The 17,852-nt window shown below is 67.7% G+C and carries 24 protein-coding genes; 6 read left to right on the top strand and 18 right to left on the bottom strand.

Features of this window, described 5'->3' with window-relative positions; translation table 11 throughout:
* Nucleotides 1–17 precede the first annotated feature (17 nt).
* Nucleotides 18–1,070, bottom strand: a complete 1,053-nt coding sequence (carA, locus tag NMLP_RS05575) for a glutamine-hydrolyzing carbamoyl-phosphate synthase small subunit (RefSeq protein ID WP_015409145.1) — start codon at nt 1,068–1,070, stop codon at nt 18–20.
* 102 nt (nt 1,071–1,172) lie between these two features.
* On the opposite strand from carA, the gene NMLP_RS05570 reads away from it, so the two are divergent.
* Entirely contained in the window at nt 1,173–1,586 is a 414-nt protein-coding gene (locus NMLP_RS05570; RefSeq protein ID WP_015409144.1) for an Lrp/AsnC family transcriptional regulator, read from the top strand.
* 344 nt (nt 1,587–1,930) lie between these two features.
* Here the strand turns inward: NMLP_RS05570 and NMLP_RS05565 are convergent, their stop codons facing one another.
* Nucleotides 1,931–3,517: a succinic semialdehyde dehydrogenase gene (locus NMLP_RS05565; RefSeq protein WP_049926185.1), complete on the bottom strand. Its 1,587-nt coding sequence runs from the start codon at nt 3,515–3,517 to the stop codon at nt 1,931–1,933.
* Between the two features lie 99 nt (nt 3,518–3,616).
* On the bottom strand, nt 3,617–4,573 hold the full coding sequence (locus NMLP_RS05560; protein WP_015409142.1) for a transcription initiation factor IIB: 957 nt from the start codon (nt 4,571–4,573) through the stop codon (nt 3,617–3,619).
* A 160-nt stretch (nt 4,574–4,733) separates the two neighbouring features.
* Here NMLP_RS05560 and NMLP_RS05555 point away from each other — a divergent pair, with 160 nt between their 5' ends.
* Nucleotides 4,734–4,940, top strand: a complete 207-nt coding sequence (locus NMLP_RS05555; protein WP_015409141.1) for a cold-shock protein — start codon at nt 4,734–4,736, stop codon at nt 4,938–4,940.
* A 147-nt stretch (nt 4,941–5,087) separates the two neighbouring features.
* Here NMLP_RS05555 and NMLP_RS05550 read toward each other — a convergent pair whose 3' ends face one another.
* Together NMLP_RS05550 and NMLP_RS05545 are read right to left on the bottom strand one after the other, a co-directional pair.
* Nucleotides 5,088–5,318: an Lrp/AsnC ligand binding domain-containing protein gene (locus tag NMLP_RS05550; protein WP_015409140.1), complete on the bottom strand. Its 231-nt coding sequence runs from the start codon at nt 5,316–5,318 to the stop codon at nt 5,088–5,090.
* Nucleotide 5,319: 1 nt separating this feature from the next.
* Nucleotides 5,320–6,006, bottom strand: a complete 687-nt coding sequence (locus NMLP_RS05545) for a potassium channel family protein (RefSeq protein ID WP_015409139.1) — start codon at nt 6,004–6,006, stop codon at nt 5,320–5,322.
* A gap of 154 nt (nt 6,007–6,160) precedes the next feature.
* On the opposite strand from NMLP_RS05545, the gene NMLP_RS05540 reads away from it, so the two are divergent.
* Complete coding sequence (locus tag NMLP_RS05540) at nt 6,161–6,373, top strand: Lrp/AsnC ligand binding domain-containing protein (protein ID WP_231857252.1); 213 nt, start codon at nt 6,161–6,163, stop codon at nt 6,371–6,373.
* Between the two features lie 34 nt (nt 6,374–6,407).
* On the opposite strand, the gene tmk is transcribed toward NMLP_RS05540, so the two are convergent.
* The 7 genes from tmk to NMLP_RS05505 all read right to left on the bottom strand — a co-directional run bounded on the left by tmk (nt 6,408) and on the right by NMLP_RS05505 (nt 11,084).
* The gene (gene tmk, locus NMLP_RS05535; RefSeq protein WP_015409137.1) at nt 6,408–6,992 is read right to left on the bottom strand and encodes a dTMP kinase; all 585 of its coding nucleotides are present in this window, start codon (nt 6,990–6,992) and stop codon (nt 6,408–6,410) included.
* 116 nt (nt 6,993–7,108) lie between these two features.
* Complete coding sequence (locus NMLP_RS05530) at nt 7,109–7,735, bottom strand: 30S ribosomal protein S3ae (RefSeq protein ID WP_015409136.1); 627 nt, start codon at nt 7,733–7,735, stop codon at nt 7,109–7,111.
* Entirely contained in the window at nt 7,732–7,989 is a 258-nt protein-coding gene (locus NMLP_RS05525; RefSeq protein WP_015409135.1) for a KEOPS complex subunit Pcc1, read from the bottom strand. The genes NMLP_RS05530 and NMLP_RS05525 overlap by 4 nt, the downstream gene beginning before the upstream one ends.
* Nucleotides 7,986–9,053: a hypothetical protein gene (locus tag NMLP_RS15390; RefSeq protein ID WP_015409134.1), complete on the bottom strand. Its 1,068-nt coding sequence runs from the start codon at nt 9,051–9,053 to the stop codon at nt 7,986–7,988. Before NMLP_RS15390 ends, NMLP_RS05525 begins: the two co-directional genes overlap by 4 nt.
* A gap of 4 nt (nt 9,054–9,057) precedes the next feature.
* A complete protein-coding gene (locus tag NMLP_RS05515) occupies nt 9,058–9,522 on the bottom strand; it encodes a 30S ribosomal protein S15 (protein WP_015409133.1) in 465 nt (154 codons plus the stop codon).
* 201 nt (nt 9,523–9,723) lie between these two features.
* Nucleotides 9,724–10,590, bottom strand: coding sequence for an RNA ligase family protein (locus NMLP_RS05510; RefSeq protein WP_015409132.1), 867 nt, complete (start codon nt 10,588–10,590; stop codon nt 9,724–9,726).
* 2 nt (nt 10,591–10,592) lie between these two features.
* A complete protein-coding gene (locus tag NMLP_RS05505) occupies nt 10,593–11,084 on the bottom strand; it encodes a DUF5812 family protein (protein ID WP_015409131.1) in 492 nt (163 codons plus the stop codon).
* Nucleotides 11,085–11,304: 220 nt separating this feature from the next.
* Here NMLP_RS05505 and NMLP_RS05500 point away from each other — a divergent pair, with 220 nt between their 5' ends.
* The gene (locus NMLP_RS05500) at nt 11,305–12,591 is read left to right on the top strand and encodes a hypothetical protein (protein ID WP_015409130.1); all 1,287 of its coding nucleotides are present in this window, start codon (nt 11,305–11,307) and stop codon (nt 12,589–12,591) included.
* A 22-nt stretch (nt 12,592–12,613) separates the two neighbouring features.
* Here NMLP_RS05500 and NMLP_RS05495 read toward each other — a convergent pair whose 3' ends face one another.
* From NMLP_RS05495 to NMLP_RS05480, 4 genes are all read right to left on the bottom strand, one after another.
* Nucleotides 12,614–13,360: a CPBP family intramembrane glutamic endopeptidase gene (locus tag NMLP_RS05495; RefSeq protein ID WP_015409129.1), complete on the bottom strand. Its 747-nt coding sequence runs from the start codon at nt 13,358–13,360 to the stop codon at nt 12,614–12,616.
* Nucleotides 13,361–13,547: 187 nt separating this feature from the next.
* Nucleotides 13,548–14,003 carry an NOB1 family endonuclease gene (locus NMLP_RS05490; RefSeq protein WP_015409128.1) on the bottom strand — a complete coding sequence of 152 codons (456 nt, stop codon included), beginning with the start codon at nt 14,001–14,003 and terminating at the stop codon, nt 13,548–13,550.
* 7 nt (nt 14,004–14,010) lie between these two features.
* Nucleotides 14,011–14,250: a PRC-barrel domain-containing protein gene (locus tag NMLP_RS05485; protein ID WP_015409127.1), complete on the bottom strand. Its 240-nt coding sequence runs from the start codon at nt 14,248–14,250 to the stop codon at nt 14,011–14,013.
* 86 nt (nt 14,251–14,336) lie between these two features.
* Nucleotides 14,337–15,458, bottom strand: coding sequence for a hypothetical protein (locus tag NMLP_RS05480; RefSeq protein WP_015409126.1), 1,122 nt, complete (start codon nt 15,456–15,458; stop codon nt 14,337–14,339).
* Between the two features lie 240 nt (nt 15,459–15,698).
* On the opposite strand from NMLP_RS05480, the gene NMLP_RS05475 reads away from it, so the two are divergent.
* Nucleotides 15,699–16,034: a DUF5802 family protein gene (locus NMLP_RS05475; protein ID WP_015409125.1), complete on the top strand. Its 336-nt coding sequence runs from the start codon at nt 15,699–15,701 to the stop codon at nt 16,032–16,034.
* 24 nt (nt 16,035–16,058) lie between these two features.
* Entirely contained in the window at nt 16,059–16,949 is an 891-nt protein-coding gene (locus tag NMLP_RS05470; RefSeq protein WP_015409124.1) for a Vms1/Ankzf1 family peptidyl-tRNA hydrolase, read from the top strand.
* Between the two features lie 37 nt (nt 16,950–16,986).
* Here NMLP_RS05470 and NMLP_RS05465 read toward each other — a convergent pair whose 3' ends face one another.
* The gene (locus NMLP_RS05465; protein WP_015409123.1) at nt 16,987–17,181 is read right to left on the bottom strand and encodes a hypothetical protein; all 195 of its coding nucleotides are present in this window, start codon (nt 17,179–17,181) and stop codon (nt 16,987–16,989) included.
* A gap of 128 nt (nt 17,182–17,309) precedes the next feature.
* Nucleotides 17,310–17,792: a MaoC family dehydratase gene (locus NMLP_RS05460; RefSeq protein WP_394296872.1), complete on the bottom strand. Its 483-nt coding sequence runs from the start codon at nt 17,790–17,792 to the stop codon at nt 17,310–17,312.
* Between the last annotated feature and the right edge of the window lie 60 nt (nt 17,793–17,852).

Here is a 17,852-nt window from a genome sequence, read left to right as displayed (position 1 = left end):
CCGCCACCGGTTACCCGTCAGTCCGTTCGGGTGGTCGTCATCCCGAGCACGTCGTCGAAGAAGCCAAGCGTGTCGTGGGGACCGGGGTTCGCCTCGGGGTGGTACTGGCGGGTGATGACCTCCAGTTCGTCGCTCTCGAGGCCCTCGGGGGTGTCGTCGTTGACGTTGATCTGTGTCACGTCGAGATCGCCCGGCTCCGAGACGGTGTAGCCGTGGTTCTGCGTCGTCATGACGACCTGGTTCGACCGGAGATCACGCACCGGCTGGTTGACCCCTCGGTGGCCGAACTCCATCTTTTCGGTCTCGCCGCCAAGGGCGTTCGCGATGACCTGTTGGCCGAGACAGATCCCGGCCAGGGGAACGTCGCCGACGTACTCCTCGACGAGCGCCGCGGCCGCCTGGAAGTTCTCCGGGTCGCCGGGGCCGTTCGAGACGAACAGCAAATCCGGATCGACCGACTCGACGTCCGCGACGGTCGCGTCGTAGGGGAGCTTCTCGACGATCGCATCGCGCTCGACGAGCGAACTCGCGATCGACCCCTTCGCGCCGCAGTCGATCAGGGCGACCCGGGGACCGTCCCCGTCGGGGTTGTACGTGGTCGGCTCGTCGATGGAGACCCGCGAGCCGATGTCGGTGTGCTCGCTCATGCCCTTGCAGGCGCCGAGCTCGGCCTCGGCGTCGGCGGCCGTCGTGTCGGGACCGGCCGCGATTCCACACCGCATCGCCCCTTCCTCGCGGATGCCGGTGACGAGGTCTCGGGTGTCGAGTTCGTCCACCGCGGGGACGCCCTCCGCGGTCAGCCACTCGGCGACGTCTTCGGTCAGGTCCCGGGCGACGACGCCGCGGGGGTGGACCCGGTCCGACTCGAAGCGCTCCTCGCGGACGCCGTAGTTACCGATCAGCGGGTACGAGAAGGTGAGGATCTGTTCCTCGTAACTCGGGTCGGTGAGCGATTCCTCGTAGCCGGTGTAGGCGGTAGTAAAGACGAGTTCGCCGCGGGTGCGGCCGGGCGCGCGCGAGCGCGCTTCGATGGTCCGGCCGTCTTCGAGCGCCACGTAGGCCTTCGTCATTACGAGATGCGTACGAGACACCCCCAATTAACGCTTGTGTTCGAAGGTTCGTTACGAAATTCGTAATCGGTAAGTACCGGGAGGCGAAACTGCTACACCTCGATGGACGACCTCGATCGACGCATCCTCGATATCCTCCGTCGCGACTCCCGGACGCCTTACACGGAGATCGCGGACCGGGTCGGGACCTCCGAGGGGACCGTCCGAAACCGCGTCGAAGCGCTCCTGGAGTCGGGTGTCATAGAGCGCTTTACTGTCGCCACGCGGACGGGCAACGTCAAGGCGATGGTCGAGATCGGGGTCGCAGTCGACGTCGACACCGGGGCGATGTCCGAGCGGATGGCCGAGTGGACGGAAGTCGACTTCGTCTGGCAGGTCTCGGGCGAGGAAGACGTCGTTGTCGTCGCCGACACGACCGACACGGGAACGCTCAACGACCTGATCACCCGCGCGCGCGAACTCGACGACGTCGTCTCGACGAAGACCAGGCTTATTCTCGACGAGAAGCGCGGATGAGGGACCGACAAGACGTCCCGGCGGCTACGTCGACGTACAGTTCCGACAGCCGCCGTCGCTCCGGGTCGATTCGGGGGCGGGGAGGTGGCTTCCACACCGGGGACAACGCGTCCGGTCGCGCGTGTACTCGGTGTGTGATCTGGAACTGCCGTTGGTAGTCCGTGTCGTACGTTCGATCGGGCTTCTCGACATAGAGTATACATATAGCCGATAGAATAAATATTTTTCTCTTATACGTTTTCTTATTCGGTTGATATGCGGCCGATCGGTTTGTTATACATCGCTCATATGCCCGTTCGGCGAGTCGAAGACGACAGAACTGTACGTTCCGGCGGTCCCGGGCGCTATCGGAGCCCCGGGACGCGCCGCTGCAGCGCCATCGTCGCGTCGAGCAGTTTCGCGTACAGCCGGTAGGAAATTCCCCCCGGAGCGGCGAACTGGGGACCCCGCTGGGTCGCGACCGTCTGCGATTCCGTGAACCGGAACAGTCCCTCCTTGCCGTGGCGACGGCCGATTCCCGAATCGCCCATCCCGCCCATCGGGGCGTCCATCGAGGCCCACGCGGCGGCGTAGCTCTCGTTTACGTTCACCGTTCCCGCCTCGATCCGGGCGGCGAGTTCGCGGCCGCGCTCCGTGTCGTCGGTCCAAATCGAGGCGTTCAGCCCGTACTCCGTGTCGTTGGCGCGTCGGATCGCCTCGTCGTCGTCCGCGTAGCCGGAGACGGAGACGACCGGGCCGAACGTCTCCTCGTCGTGCAGCGTCGCGGATTCGTCGACGCCGGTCAGCACCGTCGGCTCGTAGACGTAGGGTCCGACGTCCGGACGCGTCTGCCCGCCCGTCACCACCGTCGCGCCCTCGCGTTCGGCCGCCTCGACGTGGCGTTCGACCTTCGAGAGGTGCTTCTCGGAGGAGAGACTCCCCATCTCGACGTCGAACGACGGCCCGACGCCGAGACGCATCGACTCGGTCGCGTCCACGAAGGCCTCGAGGAATCGCGTTCGGATCGATTCGTGGACGTAGATGCGTTCGATCGCGAGACAGAGCTGTCCCGCGTTGGCGAAGCAGCCGCGCGCGAGCCCCTCGGCGGCCCGCTCGACGTCGGCGTCGGGCCGGACGATCGCGGGGTTCTTCCCACCCAACTCGAGCGAGCAGTCGGTGAGCGTCTCGCCCGCGGTCCGGGCGACGATCCGTCCGGTTTCGGTCGAGCCAGTGAAACAGACGTAATCGGCCGCGGCGACGAGGGGCTCGCCGAGTTCGGGGCCGAAGCCCGTGACGACGTGGAGCAGCTCCCGCGGGAGGCCGGCCTCGTAGAGCAACTCCGCGGCCTTCAACGCGGTGTAGGACGTCTCCTCGGAGGGCTTGAGCACCACGGCGTTACCGGCCAACAGCGCGGGCACGATGTCGGATATCGACAGCGTCAACGGGTAGTTCCACGGCGAGATCACGCCGACGGTCCCGACCGGGTGGCGGTGGAGTTCCGTCGCCGTCACCCCCGGCAGCGCCCCCCGTCGTCGCTCGGATTCGAGGAACGATTCCGCCCGGTAGGCGTAATAACGGGCGGTCATCGCGACGTCGAGGACCTCCGCGTGGGCGTGTCGGCGGGCCTTCCCGGTCTCGAGTTGGATCACATCGAGGAGTTCCTCGCGGTTCTCGAAGAGGCGGTCGTGATACCGGACGAACACCTCGGCCCGTTCCGCCGGCGGTCTGTCGCTCCAAGCGTCTGCGGCCGTCTCGGCTCGATCGAACGCGGCCTCGACGTCCGCGGGCGTGCACGCCGGGAGGTGTCCGACGACCTCGCCGCGAGCGGGGGCTTCGACGCCGAAGCGCTCCCGGTGACCGTCGGCCGTCGTCACGCCCGCTTCGAGCCCGTCGATCAGATCCGGGGACGTTCGCTCGCTCCGCTCGCTACCGGACGGCTCCGAAACAGTCATCGCCTGTAAGTAGGGCACTCACTGACTTGACCGTGTTGACAGCGACAACTCAAAAAGAGGCGGTCGAACGGATCGCGTCGACGGTTCGGACGGGACCGATCAGTGGATGCCGAGCGCTTCGATCTGTTCTTGATACCGGTTCCGGATGGTTACCTCCGTGACCTGGGCGACCTCGGCGACCTCCCGTTGGGTCTTTTTTTCGTTACACAGAAGCGAGGCCGCATAGATCGCCGCGGCGGCGTAGCCGGTCGGCGACTTTCCCGAGAGCATCCCCTTTTCGGCTGTCACCTCGATGATCTCGCGAGTCTTCTGTTCGACCTCCTCGCTCAGGCCGAGTTCCGAACAAAACCGGGGGACGTACTGGACGGGATCGACGGGTTCGAGCCCGAGCGAGAGTTCCTGGGCGATATACCGATAGGTTCGCCCGATCTCTTTCTGTTCGACTCGTGCGACCTCGGCGACTTCGTCGAGACTGCGCGGGATACCTTCCTGGCGGCAGGCCGCATAAAGCGCGGCGGTCGCGACACCCTCGATCGAACGGCCCCGGATCAAATCGTCGTCGAGCGCGCGCCGGTAGATGACCGAGGCGACCTCCCGGACCGATCGGGGGACCCCGAGCGCCGAGGACATCCGGTCGATCTCCGAGAGCGCGAACTGCAGGTTTCGCTCGCCCGCGTCCTTTGTCCGAATCCGTTCTTGCCACTTCCGGAGGCGGTGCATCTGTGAGCGTTTCTCCGAGGAGATCGACCGACCGTAGGCGTCCTTGTCCTTCCAGTCGATCTGCGTGGTAAGCCCCTTGTCGTGCATCGTCTGGGTCGTCGGCGCGCCGACGCGGGACTTCGATTGGCGCTCGGAGTGGTTGAACGCCCGCCACTCCGGGCCCCGATCGATGTTCTCCTCTTCGATGACGAGCCCGCAGTCCTCACAGACGAGTTCGCCACCCCCGTCGGCGCTCCGCACCAGTGAGTCCGACTCGCACTCGGGACAGCCGGTTTCCTCCTCCGTTTCCGTCTCCTCCTCGCTGGTGCGCTCTCGCTGTCGGGTGGGCCCTGGCATTACGCTTATATGATTTGCCTACTCCTTATATAAATGCTTTGCACACCTGTCCTTTTATCAGGTGGTCCCTCTGTTCTTCCGGCCCCCACGACGGCGGGGGTGTCGTGGTACCCCGACCCTCGGAAGGGTTATACCCGTCTCGGGACAACGTGTGGTTGTAATGGCAAACGGTACTGTTGACTTCTTCAACGACACTGGCGGCTACGGTTTCATCTCGACTGACGACGACGCGGTAGACGACGACGAAGACGTGTTCTTCCACATGGAGGACGTCGGCGGCCCGGACCTCGAGGAGGGCCAAGACGTCGAGTTCGACATCGAGTCCTCGCCGAAGGGACCGCGCGCGACGAACCTCGTCCGACAATAGAGCGCCCCCGTCGGCCCACGGCCGACGACGCTCCGTTTCGGATCGACCGTTTTTATCAGGCAACAACGAACGACAGCGACGCCTCCGGGCGGAGCGTCGCCCGGGCCGTCGCCGTCCGTGGGCCGCGGTGGGTGCACGCCCGGGCTGTCATTCCATCGCGATATACGTGTGCGTGTCCTCGACGCCGCCGAGCGCCTGGATCCCGTCGGCGGCGATCTCCTTGACCCCGCCCGGGGAGTCGACATCGAGTTTCGCGATGATGTCGACGTCACCGGCGACGATGTGTGCGGCAACGACGCCGTCGATCGCCTCGACGTCGTCGCGGAGGCGCCCCGCTTCGCCGGTGTGGGCTTTGACCATCACGTAGGCGAGCACCATCTCAGACACCACCTCGAGCGAGTGCGCGGTCGCCCTCGCCGACGATGATCTGTTCGACCTCCCGGAGGACGCCGGAATCCGCGATCGCGACGACGCGGTCGCCGACCTCCAGGGAGGCGTCGGCGTCCGGAAGCTGGAGGCGACGGCCCTCCTTGCCGAACGCGAGCACCCGGGCGTCCGCGGGAAGTTCCAGCTCCGACAGCGAGTAGCCCCGCATCGGCGACCCGGGCGTGACGGTGAGCTCGAGCAACTGGAGGTTCTGTGCGATGTCCGCGACCGCCCGGACGCTCCCGCCGACGAGGGCGTTCTTTGCGGCGATCGCGCCGAGGCGTTCGGGGTAAATGACCTCGTCGACCGAATCGGCGTACTTGCCGACGAGGTACTCGTGATCGTCGCTGTCGACCCGGGCGACCGTTCGACAGCCGTGGCGTTTGCCGATCATGCAAGCGATGAAGTTGGCGACGAGATCGCCCGAGAGGGCGGCGATTCCGTCCACCGTCTCGAGATCCTGCCCGAGCAACGTCGCCTCGTCGCTGCCGTCGCCCCGGACGACCTCGAACCCGGAGCCGCGCAACCGCTCGACTTTCGTCTCGTCGGGTTCGATCAACACGGACTCGTGGTTCTCCTCTTTGAGCACTCGTGCGGTTCGCATTCCGACACGGCCTGCACCCACGATAATGAAATTCATAGTCGTCTTACAACGACTGGGTGCAATAATGTTACTCTTTCGCACGCCAGCGGCGCGGAACGCGGGCCGCTGCCCGACCAGATTCGTCCGGAACCGCCGGGAAAGCTTTTTGTTAATTGATAATCATTGACATCCCATGGTGCACGCGTTTATTATGGTTAAGGCAGCCACCGGCGATGCCGGGGGACTCTCCGAGCGGCTGGCCGGGATCGATCACGTCTCCGTCGCGAGCGTCGTCGCCGGCGATTTCGACGTGATCGTGGAGGCCGAATCGACGGAGGTGTACGACGTCATCAACTCCGTCGCGACGCGGGTCCGGGAGTTAGACGGCGTGGCGGACACCAAGACGTACGTCTGTCTGGAGTGACACGCCCTTCCCGGATGACTCGCCGATCACCCTCCTAGAGCAGCTCCGAGACGATGGCACGTGCCTCCGCGACGACCGCCTCGCGGCTCCGCGTCGCGTCGATCCGGTGGAAGCGGTCCGGGTCGGCCTCGATCAGGCGCTCGTAGTTCCTCCGTACGTCTTTTAAATACGCCTCGGTCTCGAACTTGTTCGTCGCGCCCGCCCGCTCGGCCCCGAGTTCGGCCGGGAGGTCGAGATACAGCGTCGCGTCGGGCGGCCGGGTGAACGGTTCGTGTACCGACTTTATATACTGCATCGGCGAGTCGACCGTCCCGGCCAGCGTCGCGCCCTGGTAGGCGTACCTCGAATCGGCGTACCGGTCCGAGACGACGACCCGCCCGGCCTCGAGGGCGGGCCGGACGACTCGAGAGAGGTGATCCGCGTGGTCGGCCGTGTATAAAAACAGCTCCGCCAGCGGGTCCGCGTCGTCGTCGTCGATCGACCGCCCGACCGAGTCGCCGTACCACGAGTCGGTCGGCTCGCGGGTAAAAACCGCCCTGTCGGCGGGAAGTTCGTCCTCGAGCGCCCCGGCGACGGTCGTCTTTCCGCCCCCGTCGATCCCCTCGAGCGTGATGAGCATACGCCGACGTGGTGGCGGCCGCATATCAGTTATCGGGGTCGGGCGTCGGGAAACGTCCCGGGGGCGGCGCTGTCGCTCCCGGCGGGGATCGAAGAAACGTCGGGGTCGAAAGCGGGCTAGGCGTCCTCGTCGATGTCGACGGTCGCCTCCTCCTCGGCGGCGACCTCTTCGGGTTTGGCCTCGACGCGGGTCTTTTGAACCTCGACGCGCCGGAGCGGGTAGATCGTCTTCGCCTCGGCGTAGATCGCCGAGGAGAGCCGCCCCTCGACGATGCTGTCGATCAGTCCCTCGAAGGTTCGGTCGGCGGCGGCCTCCTCGACGAGGTCGATCATCGTCCGCCGGATGGCGTGTTCTTGGCTGTGGTCTGCGCTCTTCGTCGTGTAGGCGACGGGCTGGACCTGCACGCGGTAGTCGTCGGTCGTCAACACGGTGATGAAGGCGTCGACCTTCGAGGTGCCGCGGCGGGTGAGGCTGCGCAGGTAGTCACGGGTGAGTTCGTGTTGGATGAACTCGCTGTAGGCGGTGTCGCTGCCGACGTCCGTGATCTGGAAGGTCAGCTTCGTGTTGTTCTCGCTCGGGTCGTTCTGCAGTTCCCCGAGGGTCGTCTGGATGGTGCGGTCGTAGACCTGTTCGGGCTCGTCCGCGGGCGTCTCGCCGAGTTCGGCCCGGTCGAACATCTCCGGGGCCATCACGGTGTACCATCGCTTCTCCTGTTTCCGCTTGGATACTGAACGTTCGCTCATGATTGGGTTGTAGTGTCGGTTATTCGCTGTGCGACTGTGAGGTTCGAAACGTAGTCGTCGACCGTCGTCCGGAGGCCGCCGGTCCCGTCCCGCTCGATCGTCGTCACGACGACCCCGGAGCCGTCCTCGGGGCCGTCGGCGGTCTCGACGCGCGTCGAGACCTCCTCTGTGTTGTCCGGCGCGATCGCCTCGGCGACCACCCGGGGCCGGTCGTGAGCCGTCCGGATGGTCGCACGCCGGGTCGCGTCGGTCATACGGCCTCCCTGAACGTCGCGGTGAAGCCCGCGACCGTCCCGTCGAAGGTCGCCGCCCCGCGGCCGTTTCGGGCCGTCGTCCGCCCATCGAGCGCCCCTGCGGCCGCCCGCATCGGGCTCGCGACGGACGCCTCGCCGGCCGCCGCCGCCGCGCCGTCGGTGACCGCGAGCGCGACCGGTTCGGGCGAGCGATACGAGAGGCCGAGTCGGGCGACCGTGCCCAGAAACGCCGGCGAGCCGCCTTCGAGCCGGAGGACGTAGACGCCATCGTAGCGGCCGGTGTCGGCCGCCCGGAGCGCTGCGTGGGCCCGCTCGCCGTGGGTGCGCCACGACGCAAGCGCCGCCGACTCGACTCCGTGGCCGAGCGCCAGGGCGATCCCGGTGCCGGGTCGCTCCCGGGCGACCGCGTCGAGGACGTCCGCGAAGCCGCCGAGCGTCCCGAACCGTTCGGTGACGTACGGGCGGAGCGCGCGCTCGATCGCCTCGGCAGCCCGCGGCGGCGCGTCCTCGATCGCCGACAGCGCGACGACGGAAGCGAGTTCGCGGCCAGCCGAGGCGTGGCCCTCGAGGACCTCCGTGGCCCGGCCGTCCCCCGAAAAGGGGGCGTGAACGAGCGTCGAAGCGGCGAGCCCCTCGATCGGGTCGTCGGTCGGGACTGCAACGCCGGGGCGTCGTTCGAGGTCGGCCGTCTCCAGGAGGTGCCCCGAGGGCTCGACGCCGGCACAGACCGCGCCGGCGAGCGCGAGCTCGGGGTCGACCGCGTCGGGGGCGAACCCGGCGACGACGGCCGCCGCCTCGAAGGCGAGCGACTCGCCCTCGACGGTTACGTCGCCGGTCGGGTGGCCGACGGCGACGGTGCAGTCGGCGTCGGTCGCCGGAGGGTCGGGGACGGCCGCGAGGCTGACCTGGTAGGGCGTGCCCGCGGCGTCGAGCCCCCGGGCGAGGAGCCCGGTGGCCGCGGCCGCGTCGCCGTCGGCGGTCCCGACGAGCCGAACGAAATCGGCGTCGTCGAGCGCCGCCGCGGCGCGGGGGCGTCCGTCCTCCGAGTGACCGGCGGCCGACATCCGGTTACTCCAGTAGCTCCTTGGCTTCGTCGTACTCGTAGGTGAACGACTCGTCGAGTTCGTCGCCGCGGTAGTAATCGACGAGGCGTCGGATCTTCGATTCGGTGTTCTGGAGCGCCCGCTTGTTCTGTGCGTCGCCGGGGTTTCGCTCCATGTGTTCGCGCAGCCCCACCGCGCGTTCCATCAGGTTCCGGAGGTCCTCGGGGAGGTCGTCGCTCGCGCCGTGTTCCTCGAGAATCTCGGTGACCTTCTTGCCCGTGGCGAGCTTCACGTCCGGGACGGGGACGCCCTGGACGCCCTCGTCGCGCAGTTTCAGGCCGATTACGCTGGGGTCGTGGCCCGCCTCGGCCAACTCGACGACCCGCTCTTCGATCGCCGCTTCGTCTACCTCGCTCCACTCCGGTGGTTCCGTTGCCGTGGGGCGGTCCGAACCGGACGACCCGCGACGGCGTGAGTGCATTCGTGCCATTGTTGTCTCTGATTGGAACTGCACGGACCGCTCGCGTACGGCGCGTTCCGCCCCGGGCGTCGCCGGTAGCGCTCGCGCCGGCACTACCGCAATCCCAAGCCGGCCAACCGGCCGGCGAGTCGGATTTGCGGTCGTGCGGTTCCCATCAGTAGTTCGCGCGGTCGCACGCAAAAGGGTTTCTACTCCGCGAGAGGATGCCTGCTACGTCCCGTCCAGAAACGCCCGCGTCCGCGCGGCGACCGCCGACCGGAACGCCGGGCGGTCGATCGACGGGGAGCCGCGATACAGTCGCCTGTACTCCTCGCGGGCGATGTCTGTCAGCGCCCGCTCGTACAACGTCTCGAACGTGACGCCGCCCCGTCTGCGTTCGAGCCTTCGTGCCAGCTTCTCGAAACGCCGATCGGTGGCGTACGTCTCGGCCAGCGTCTCGGCCGACGCGTCCTCGGGGACCGTCCCGTCGGCATCTCGGGCGTCCGGATTCCCGTCGGCCTCCCGGAAGTCGGGGTGTAAAAGCATCGCTCGCCCCCCGCGTTTGTTCCGGATCACGACGCCCTCGGCGGGGCCGTCGTACCACGCCGATTCGGGGACGGAATACGAGCCGGGGTCGAAATCCCGGGTGTGGAGCTCCCGCTCGACCGCGTTGACCGACTCCAGTCCCAGCCGCTCGAAGATGCCCTGGGCGGCTCCGGGCGGCCGGAACGACCCCTCGCGCTCGGACCAGACGTCGAAGCCGAGAACCGACGGCAGCCGCTCCCAGTCGTACTCGATCGCGTGGCGGTGGGTCGCCTCGCCGAAGAAGACGACCGACTCGACGTCGTCGACGGCGTCCCGGAGTGCCTCGCGGTCGAGCCGCTCGCGGACGTGTCGAACGGCGTGGCCGTACGGGGCTGGGATCGCTTCGGGGTCGTCGTAGACGCGGCTCCGGTCGCCGAAGCGGAGCACACCGGAGTTGAGAAGCTGGAACCGGAGGATTGCGCCGTCGATCTTTTCGAGCACCCAGAGATGCCCCGATTCGAACAGCTCCTCGGGGGCGTTCGTGACGCGAGGGATAGGGGGGTACTGTTTCATCGCTACGGCATGTATCGGACGCTCACGACCCCCGGTTCGGCCCGGACCTCGACGCGGTCGACGCCGATGCGGGCCGCACGGACCAGCGTCGCCTCGTCGCCGAGGACGTCCTCGACCGCGGCCTCCGTGTCGTCCTCGGGCACCGTCAGGACGTGTAACTCGCCGGTCCCCGCGCGCTCCCGTCTCGTCACCTCCCCGACGCCCTGCTTGTCGGCGAGTCGGCGTTCCTGTCGGGTGGGCGGTTCGGGGCTCTCCTCGAGGGAGAGCCGTCGCCGGGTGTCGATCTCCGCGATCCGGTAGGTCACCGCCATCGGCGGCTCAGGCTCGAGGGTCCCCTCGATCACCTCCCTGGGGTCGACGCCGGGGTCGTCCCCGAGCGTGTGGACCCCGCCGCTGTCGACGTCTTTTAACACCGCCGACGTCCCGTCGGCGTGGGTGACCACGAACCGCCCCTCGACCGCGTCCCCGTCCCGGCCGGCGTGTTCTGCCGTCATGTGCGACCGGAGACGCCCGACGGACTTCGGGGTTTCGGGCGGGCCGCGTCGTCGTCGCCGACTGTATATAAACCGTTCCGGACGCCATCCCTGCCCGTTTATAAACACTATCGCACTGCACTCCGGGGCATTTATAAAACCCTCTCCGAAATCTGACGACCATTTATAAGTCCCGGGCCGCATCGCCAACGATTTTACCGGCCGCCGCGCCGGTTGGATCATGAACGTCGATTTCGGCAACGCGTTGGCCTCCGAGGCGGTCACGGGCGTCTCCGAGGGATCGCTCGAGCGCCTCGACGACCGCGTCAGGCGGGCACACGACCGGATCGAGAGCGGCATCGGCGACCGAGAGTTCGGCTACGCGAGCCTCGCGCTGCCCGAGGACACCGACCCCGGTGCGATCCGGTCGGCGCTTGAGGGGTTCGATCCCGAGGCCGTCCTCACGGTCGGCATCGGCGGGTCGGCGCTGGGCGCGGAGACGATCACGGCGGCGCTCGGTCGCTCCGAACACTACAGCCTCGACAACGTCGATCCCGAGCGGACCCGCGAGCTCCTCGAGAAGCTCCCGCTGGAGTCGACACTCCTCAACGTCGTCTCGCGGTCGGGGACGACCGCGGAAACGCTCGCGAACTTCCTCGTCGTCCGGAAGGCGATGGCCGAGGCGGGCGTCGAGTGGACCGATCGGACGGTCGTGACGACCGGCGACTCGGGACCGCTCCGGGCGCTGGCCGACGAACACGACCTGCCGGTGTGTCCCGTCCCGGACGGCGTCCCCGGCCGGTTCTCGGCGTTGTCGGCCGTCGGGTTGGTGCCCGCGGCCGCCCTCGGCTGTGACATCGAGGCGCTCTTGGCGGGCGGGGCGGTGGGGCAGGCGGCGCTGGCCCCGTCGCTGTTCGAGTGCCCCGCCTACGCCTACGGTGCGGTCGCGTACGCCCTCGAAACCCGTGGAGCGACGACGAACGCCTTCGTCCCCTACGCCGAGGCACTCGAACCGCTCGCGGAGTGGTTCGCCCAACTGTGGGCCGAAAGCCTCGGCAAGGACGGCCTCGGACAGACACCCGTTCGCGCCCTCGGCGCGACGGATCAACACTCCCAGTTGCAGCTGTATCGGGCGGGCCGCAAGGACAAACTCGTCACGCTGTTGCGACCCCGCGAGCGCGAGGACGAACCGATCCCCGAGACGGACATCGAGTCGCTGTCGTATCTCGGCGGTAGCACGCTCGGGGGGCTACTCGACGCGGAGTTCGAAGCGACCGAGGCCTCCCTGGCCGCGGCGGGGCAGGCGAACGTCCGCCTCGAAGTCGACCGCCTCGACGCCGAGAGCGTCGGGCGATTGCTGTACGAACTGGAGGCCGCCTGCGTCCTCGTCGGCGAGCTCGCGGGCGTCGAGGCGTTCACCCAGCCGGCCGTCGAGTGGGGCAAGCGGGCCGCTCGCGGGCTCTTGGGCGGCGGCGACTTCGAGGAAGCGACGGCGGTCGAAGAAAAGACGGTCCGGCGCGTAGAGTAGAGCAGAGCAGGACCGACGCCGTTCAAACGAGCCCGACGGTGTCGGCGTAACTCAGCCCGAAGGTGATCGCGTTGTAGAGCCCGTGGGCGAGCGCCGGCACAATGAGGTTGCCGCTGTACTCGTAGACCCCCCCGAGGATGGCCCCGAGCGGCAACAACAACAGAAAGACCGTCACGATCGTCCCCGAAACGTTCGCGGGGTCGAGATACGCGAAAAAGTGGATGACGGCGAAAATGAGCGCCGCGACCGCGACCGCGCTCGCGGTGTCGAAGACAGACGTGAGTCGCGTCTGGATGATGCCCCGGTAGAGGAACTCCTCGGCGGGGCCGACGACGAACACCGACAGCGGGAGGAACACGAGCGCGACGGTCGGATTCGCCTCGATGCTGTCCGCGATGCTGTGGTCGGCCAGCGGGAGGCCGAGGCGCTCGATCAGCGTCGGCAACGCGACCGCAAGCGCGAGGAGCGCGAGGACAGTCGCCGCCGCGACACCGAGGTCGCCGGGCGTCGGCCGCTTGAGCCTGACGAACGAGACGCCCAACTCGTATCGGAGGAGATAGAACACTCCGACCGCGGCGAGGCCGAGGTAGGTCCCGAGCGTGAAAAGCAACTGTCCGGAGGGGGCCTCGACTGACAGCGACAGTGGCGTTCCGATCAACCCGAAAGTGACCAGCCCGAAGAGGAACCCGGCGAGCAGACCGATGCCGCCGAGCACGGTCATCGCGCCGACGACACGCCCCTGTGACGCCGTTCCAAATGGCTCGCTCATTAGGTTCCGTTGGAGGGACGGCGGATTAAGCCTGTCCGTCCGGCGTGGCGTGTTCGTCGGACGTCCGACACATATTTATGTGAACGTGTGACATACCGCGTCGTATGCAGAGTTATCGGCTCGAATGTGACGGCCGCCTCGCGCGCCGGATCGAAGCGCTCGACGACCAGACGCCCCCTCGAAACGGCTAGGGACGCTTCCGTTCGAGCCCACTGCCACAGATCTCACAGCGGTCGTGGTTCTCCTCGAAGACGCGGCCACAACCCTGACACTGGAACTTCCAGTCGCGGCGTTCGTCGATGCCGTCCTGCGCGATGACGTCGATGCCGACGTCGAGTTTTTCCGCGACGTTCTGCATCGCGTAGTCGTCAGTGACGAGCGTGGCGTCCAACTCGAAGGCGGTCGCGAGCAGACGCACGTCGGTCTGCGAGAGCGTTTCGGCGTCACCCGTGTCGCGGGCGGCGCGCTCGATACGGTCGACGGTTTCGGGGTCCGGGATGTGGATCCGCATCCCCGATCCCTCGAGAGCGTCGAAGCGATACCCGGCCTCGTCTTCGAGCTCCTCCCGAACCATCGGGATCGTCGCGATCCGATCGTCAGTCGTGTACTCGTCGATAAATGCCGACGAATCGAGAACGTGCATGCGTGGTTCAGCGATCGACGACGATCGTGTCCTTGACGGCCTGGACGCGGTTGACCGGGACCCGGTAGTTGCCCGCGTCGTCGCGCTCGAACTCGAGATCGCTCGCCCCCTTGTTGGGCTCCAACACGAGATGCTGGAGTGTCCCCGTCTTCAGATCCATCGTAATGTTGTACAGGGTGCCGAGGCTGGCTCCGTCCGATCCCATGACCTCTTTCTCGGAGAGGTTCTCCGCGAGTATGTCGGGCATACCACCCGGTTGACGTTTATTCGGTATCAACGTTCGGGTCGCCGCTCCCGCGGCCCGAATCGCGGGGCAACCGCGGGCCGCGGGGATCACCTGGAACCGGGGGCTCCCCCACCGACACCGCTTCGAGACTCGTCCGTGTCCCCGTCGTTCCCGTCCGGGACACCCCGACCACCGTTCGAGCCGTCGGGGTTGCTGTCGTTCGGATCCGGCCCGGAGGCCCCCGGACCGGAATCGGACCCGGGCGGACCGGAAGCGCCGTCCGAGGCTCTAGCTCCGGAAGCGTCTGACCCGCCGTCTGGCGTATCGCCAGAGGCGTCCGCAGGTGTCTCGTCCTCCGGGCCGTCGGGTGCCGCGTCGCTGGCGTTCGCAGGTGCCCCGTTCCCCGGAGCGTCCTCCGACGGCCTATCGCCAGTGTCGTCCGGTGGTCCGTTCTCCGGCGTGTCGTCCGGTGGCTCGTTTCCCACATCGGGGTCCGATGCGGTCTCGTTCCCGGGCCCGCCCCGATCGGGAGGGTGTCCGTTTACTGACGCCCCGGGGGCAGATCGGTCGGAGGCAGGTGACGCCGACGCGGTCCCCTCGGGCGTCCCCGCCGAGGGCCGGTCGTCGGGGCCGCTCGCTTCGGGCGGCGCTCCGCTCTCGGGCGGTTCCGTCCGATCGCCTTTCGAGGGGCCGCCGACATCGTTGGGTGGGCCTGCTAGCCCCCGCGCCAGTTCGGCGACTTCGGGACCGGTCATCGCGCCCGCGTTCGACCGGAGTTCGGCCAATCGCTCGTCGTCGACGCCGGCTTCGACGGCCGCCCTTTCGGTCCCCTCGAGCGAACGTTCGAGCCCCGCGGCGCCGACGGCGACGCGCGTCGCGATCGATCGGTTCCGGACGTCCGGCGTCTTGCCCAACGCCTCGCGTCGCGTGCGCAGCTGCTCCTGTCGCGCCTCGAGCCTCGCGAGGCGCTCCTCGATCAGCGCCCGGCGGGCCGTCTCGTCGGCGGTCCGGTTCATTGCGGCGTCGAACCGACCGTCCTCGACGCCCCGCCGTGCCTCGGCGCTGCTGGCCTGCATGAACGACGAGATCTCCGTGCCGAGCGACGCGTTCCCCGCGCGTTCGGTGCTATTGTCGGGGACCTCGGCCGCGGCGACGGGTCCGGCCACGGCGGCCAGAGCGAGTGCTCCGACCGCGGCGAGCACGCAGACGCCAGCCATACCTCGGTGCATCAGATGTGGATAGGCCCGGCATCGAATAAAAACCCCCGCACCGTTCGGACCGTTCGGCCGATCCGATCGCGCCGCCGAGCGCGCTGGAGATCGTTTATATTCCGTTTTGTCCCGTTCGACGGGATCGAGTCGCCGCGACAGATTGAGAGTCTTCCCCCCCGAAGGGGTAGGGTTTTGTTCGCTACGTGTCGCCTCCGGGCAATGCTTATATATGTTAACACATAACAGTATCGTGACCGCATGTTCGAACAGTTCTCAAGCGGCTACTACCTGGGACGGCTCTACGTCGAACCCTACGGCGGCGAACGGGCCGTTATCAATCGCGACCACCACGAACGGGTCGCCGAGCAGCTCTATGAGACCGACGACGAGCCCCTCGTGATGAAGATCGGCTCGACCCACGTTGCGGTCCACGGGGCCGAGGACGTCCCCGGACGGACCGTGGCGCTGCCCGAGTCGGCCCTCTCGGCGACGGGAACCGATAACCCGCCGACACTCCGTGAAGTGTTCCTCGCGAAGGCCGACCGCGCCCGGCAGCTGCTCGAGTTCGATCCCGGTGGTCCCGCGGGATTTTAATCGGTGGCGGCCCTCAGTCCGGCGATGCTCGACGACCTCCTCGGTCGGACCGAACTGAAAGAGCGGATCGAGGCGCTCGAGGAGCGCCGCGACCGGCTAGAAGCCCGTTTTGAGGCCGAAAGCGAGCGCCGCGCCGACGCGGTCAGCGACAAACAGGCCGCAGAGGAGCGCGCCAACCGTCTAGAGGATCGGATCGCCGACCTCGAGGGGCAACTCGATGCAGCCGGGTCGGCGGCCGACAACGCCGCGACGGTCGAGTTCAGACGCGAAGAGACGCTTCGGGGCGGCCGCGCTGACGCGGTCCTCGATCGACTCGCGTCCTTCGAGGGCGGCCCCGAAGGCGTGCTCACCGCCGTCGTTGAGGACGCTCCCCCGACGGCGGTGCGCGACCTGCTCGGTGACCGGAACCCGCTCGTCGAACGGGCGGCCCCGTGTGTCGTCTGTGCCGACGACGCCGGCCTGCTCGCGGTTGCGCTCCGGCCGCCCGTGCTCCCGGAACCGTTCCTCGAGTGGGCCTCGACGCCGCGGCTCGAGCGTTCGTGGTTCCGCCCGGTCGGGCGGTTCGCGCTGGCGGTCGTCCGCTCGGACGTCTTCGCGGTCGGCGTCTATGAGGGCGACGAACGCGTCGCCTACGAGGGCTTCGAGAGCCCGGTCAAAAGCGACCACTCCAAGGGCGGTTTCTCGCAGGCGCGCTTCGAGCGGCTGCGGGACGAACAGATCGCCGCCCATGTCGAGAAGTGCTCCGAGGCGCTCGCCTCGGTCGACGCCGACAGGCACTACGTGGTCGGCGACCGGCGTCTGATCGGCGAGTTCGACGCCGAGGCGACGGCGGCCGTCGACGCGACTGGCAAGCCGAAAGCGGCGCTCGGAGCGGCCTTCTCGGACTTCTGGTCGGTTCGGCTCTACGGGCTGTGAGGTCTACGGGGCGCGACGACCCGACAGCCCCCTGGCGTCACGTCGGCGGGACAATAAAAAGCGACACGGAGACGAGAACCGCGGCGACGAGTCCGCCGCCGGCGAGCCCGGCGACGGTCGGGAGCGCGGAGAGCCACCCCACCGCCGCGCCACCGACCAGAAGTGTCGGCATCGCAGCCAGCAGGCCGTCGTACCACGTCGGCGTCGGCGTGGAACTCGACGAGTGGGTCACGCCGTTGACTTTTGCGCGAATCTAATTAAATGTAATTACTCGTGGACGACGGTCGGCCGTCGTTTCGGGACAGAGGCCCACACGGGGGCTGTCCTCGCCGAGAACGCAGTCGTTTCCGCTCGGTCTGTTCACGCTGTATCGGACCCGTCGCCGCGGTCCCGGCGGCGGTGCATCGTCCGCGCGGTCCACTCGATCACCGCCTCGTCCGCCTGGTTGTAGCCGACGAGCTCCGTCCGGACGTGGCCCATCTCCGGGCGGCTCTCGGAGACCCGCTTGTCGAGCACCTCGAGTTCGATCCGGAGCGTGTCACCGGGACGAACTGGTCGGAGCCACCGCAACTCGTCGATGCCCTCCCCACCCATCGACGACTCGGGATCGAGAAACCCCTCGACGAGCAGCCGCATACACATCGAGGCGGTGTGCCACCCCGAAGCCGCCAGCGACCCGAACATCGATTCGGCGGCGGCGTCCTCGTCGAGGTGAAACGGCTGAGGATCGTACCGCTCGGCGAAGTCCTTGATCTCCTCGGCTGTCACGTCGTACTCGCCCTCGATGTCGTAGGTCCGGCCGGCCTCGATGTCCTCGAAATAGCGTGGCATCGATCGAACGATCGCCCGCCGGGAACAAAAACCCCGTAACACGGCGACGCAAGGAGTTCGCCTCGTCGGCGT

The sequence above is a fragment of the Natronomonas moolapensis 8.8.11 genome (assembly GCF_000591055.1).
GTDB lineage: Archaea > Halobacteriota > Halobacteria > Halobacteriales > Haloarculaceae > Natronomonas > Natronomonas moolapensis.
Note: the sequence above shows the minus strand (reverse complement) of the source record. Positions and strands in the feature narration are given on the sequence as shown.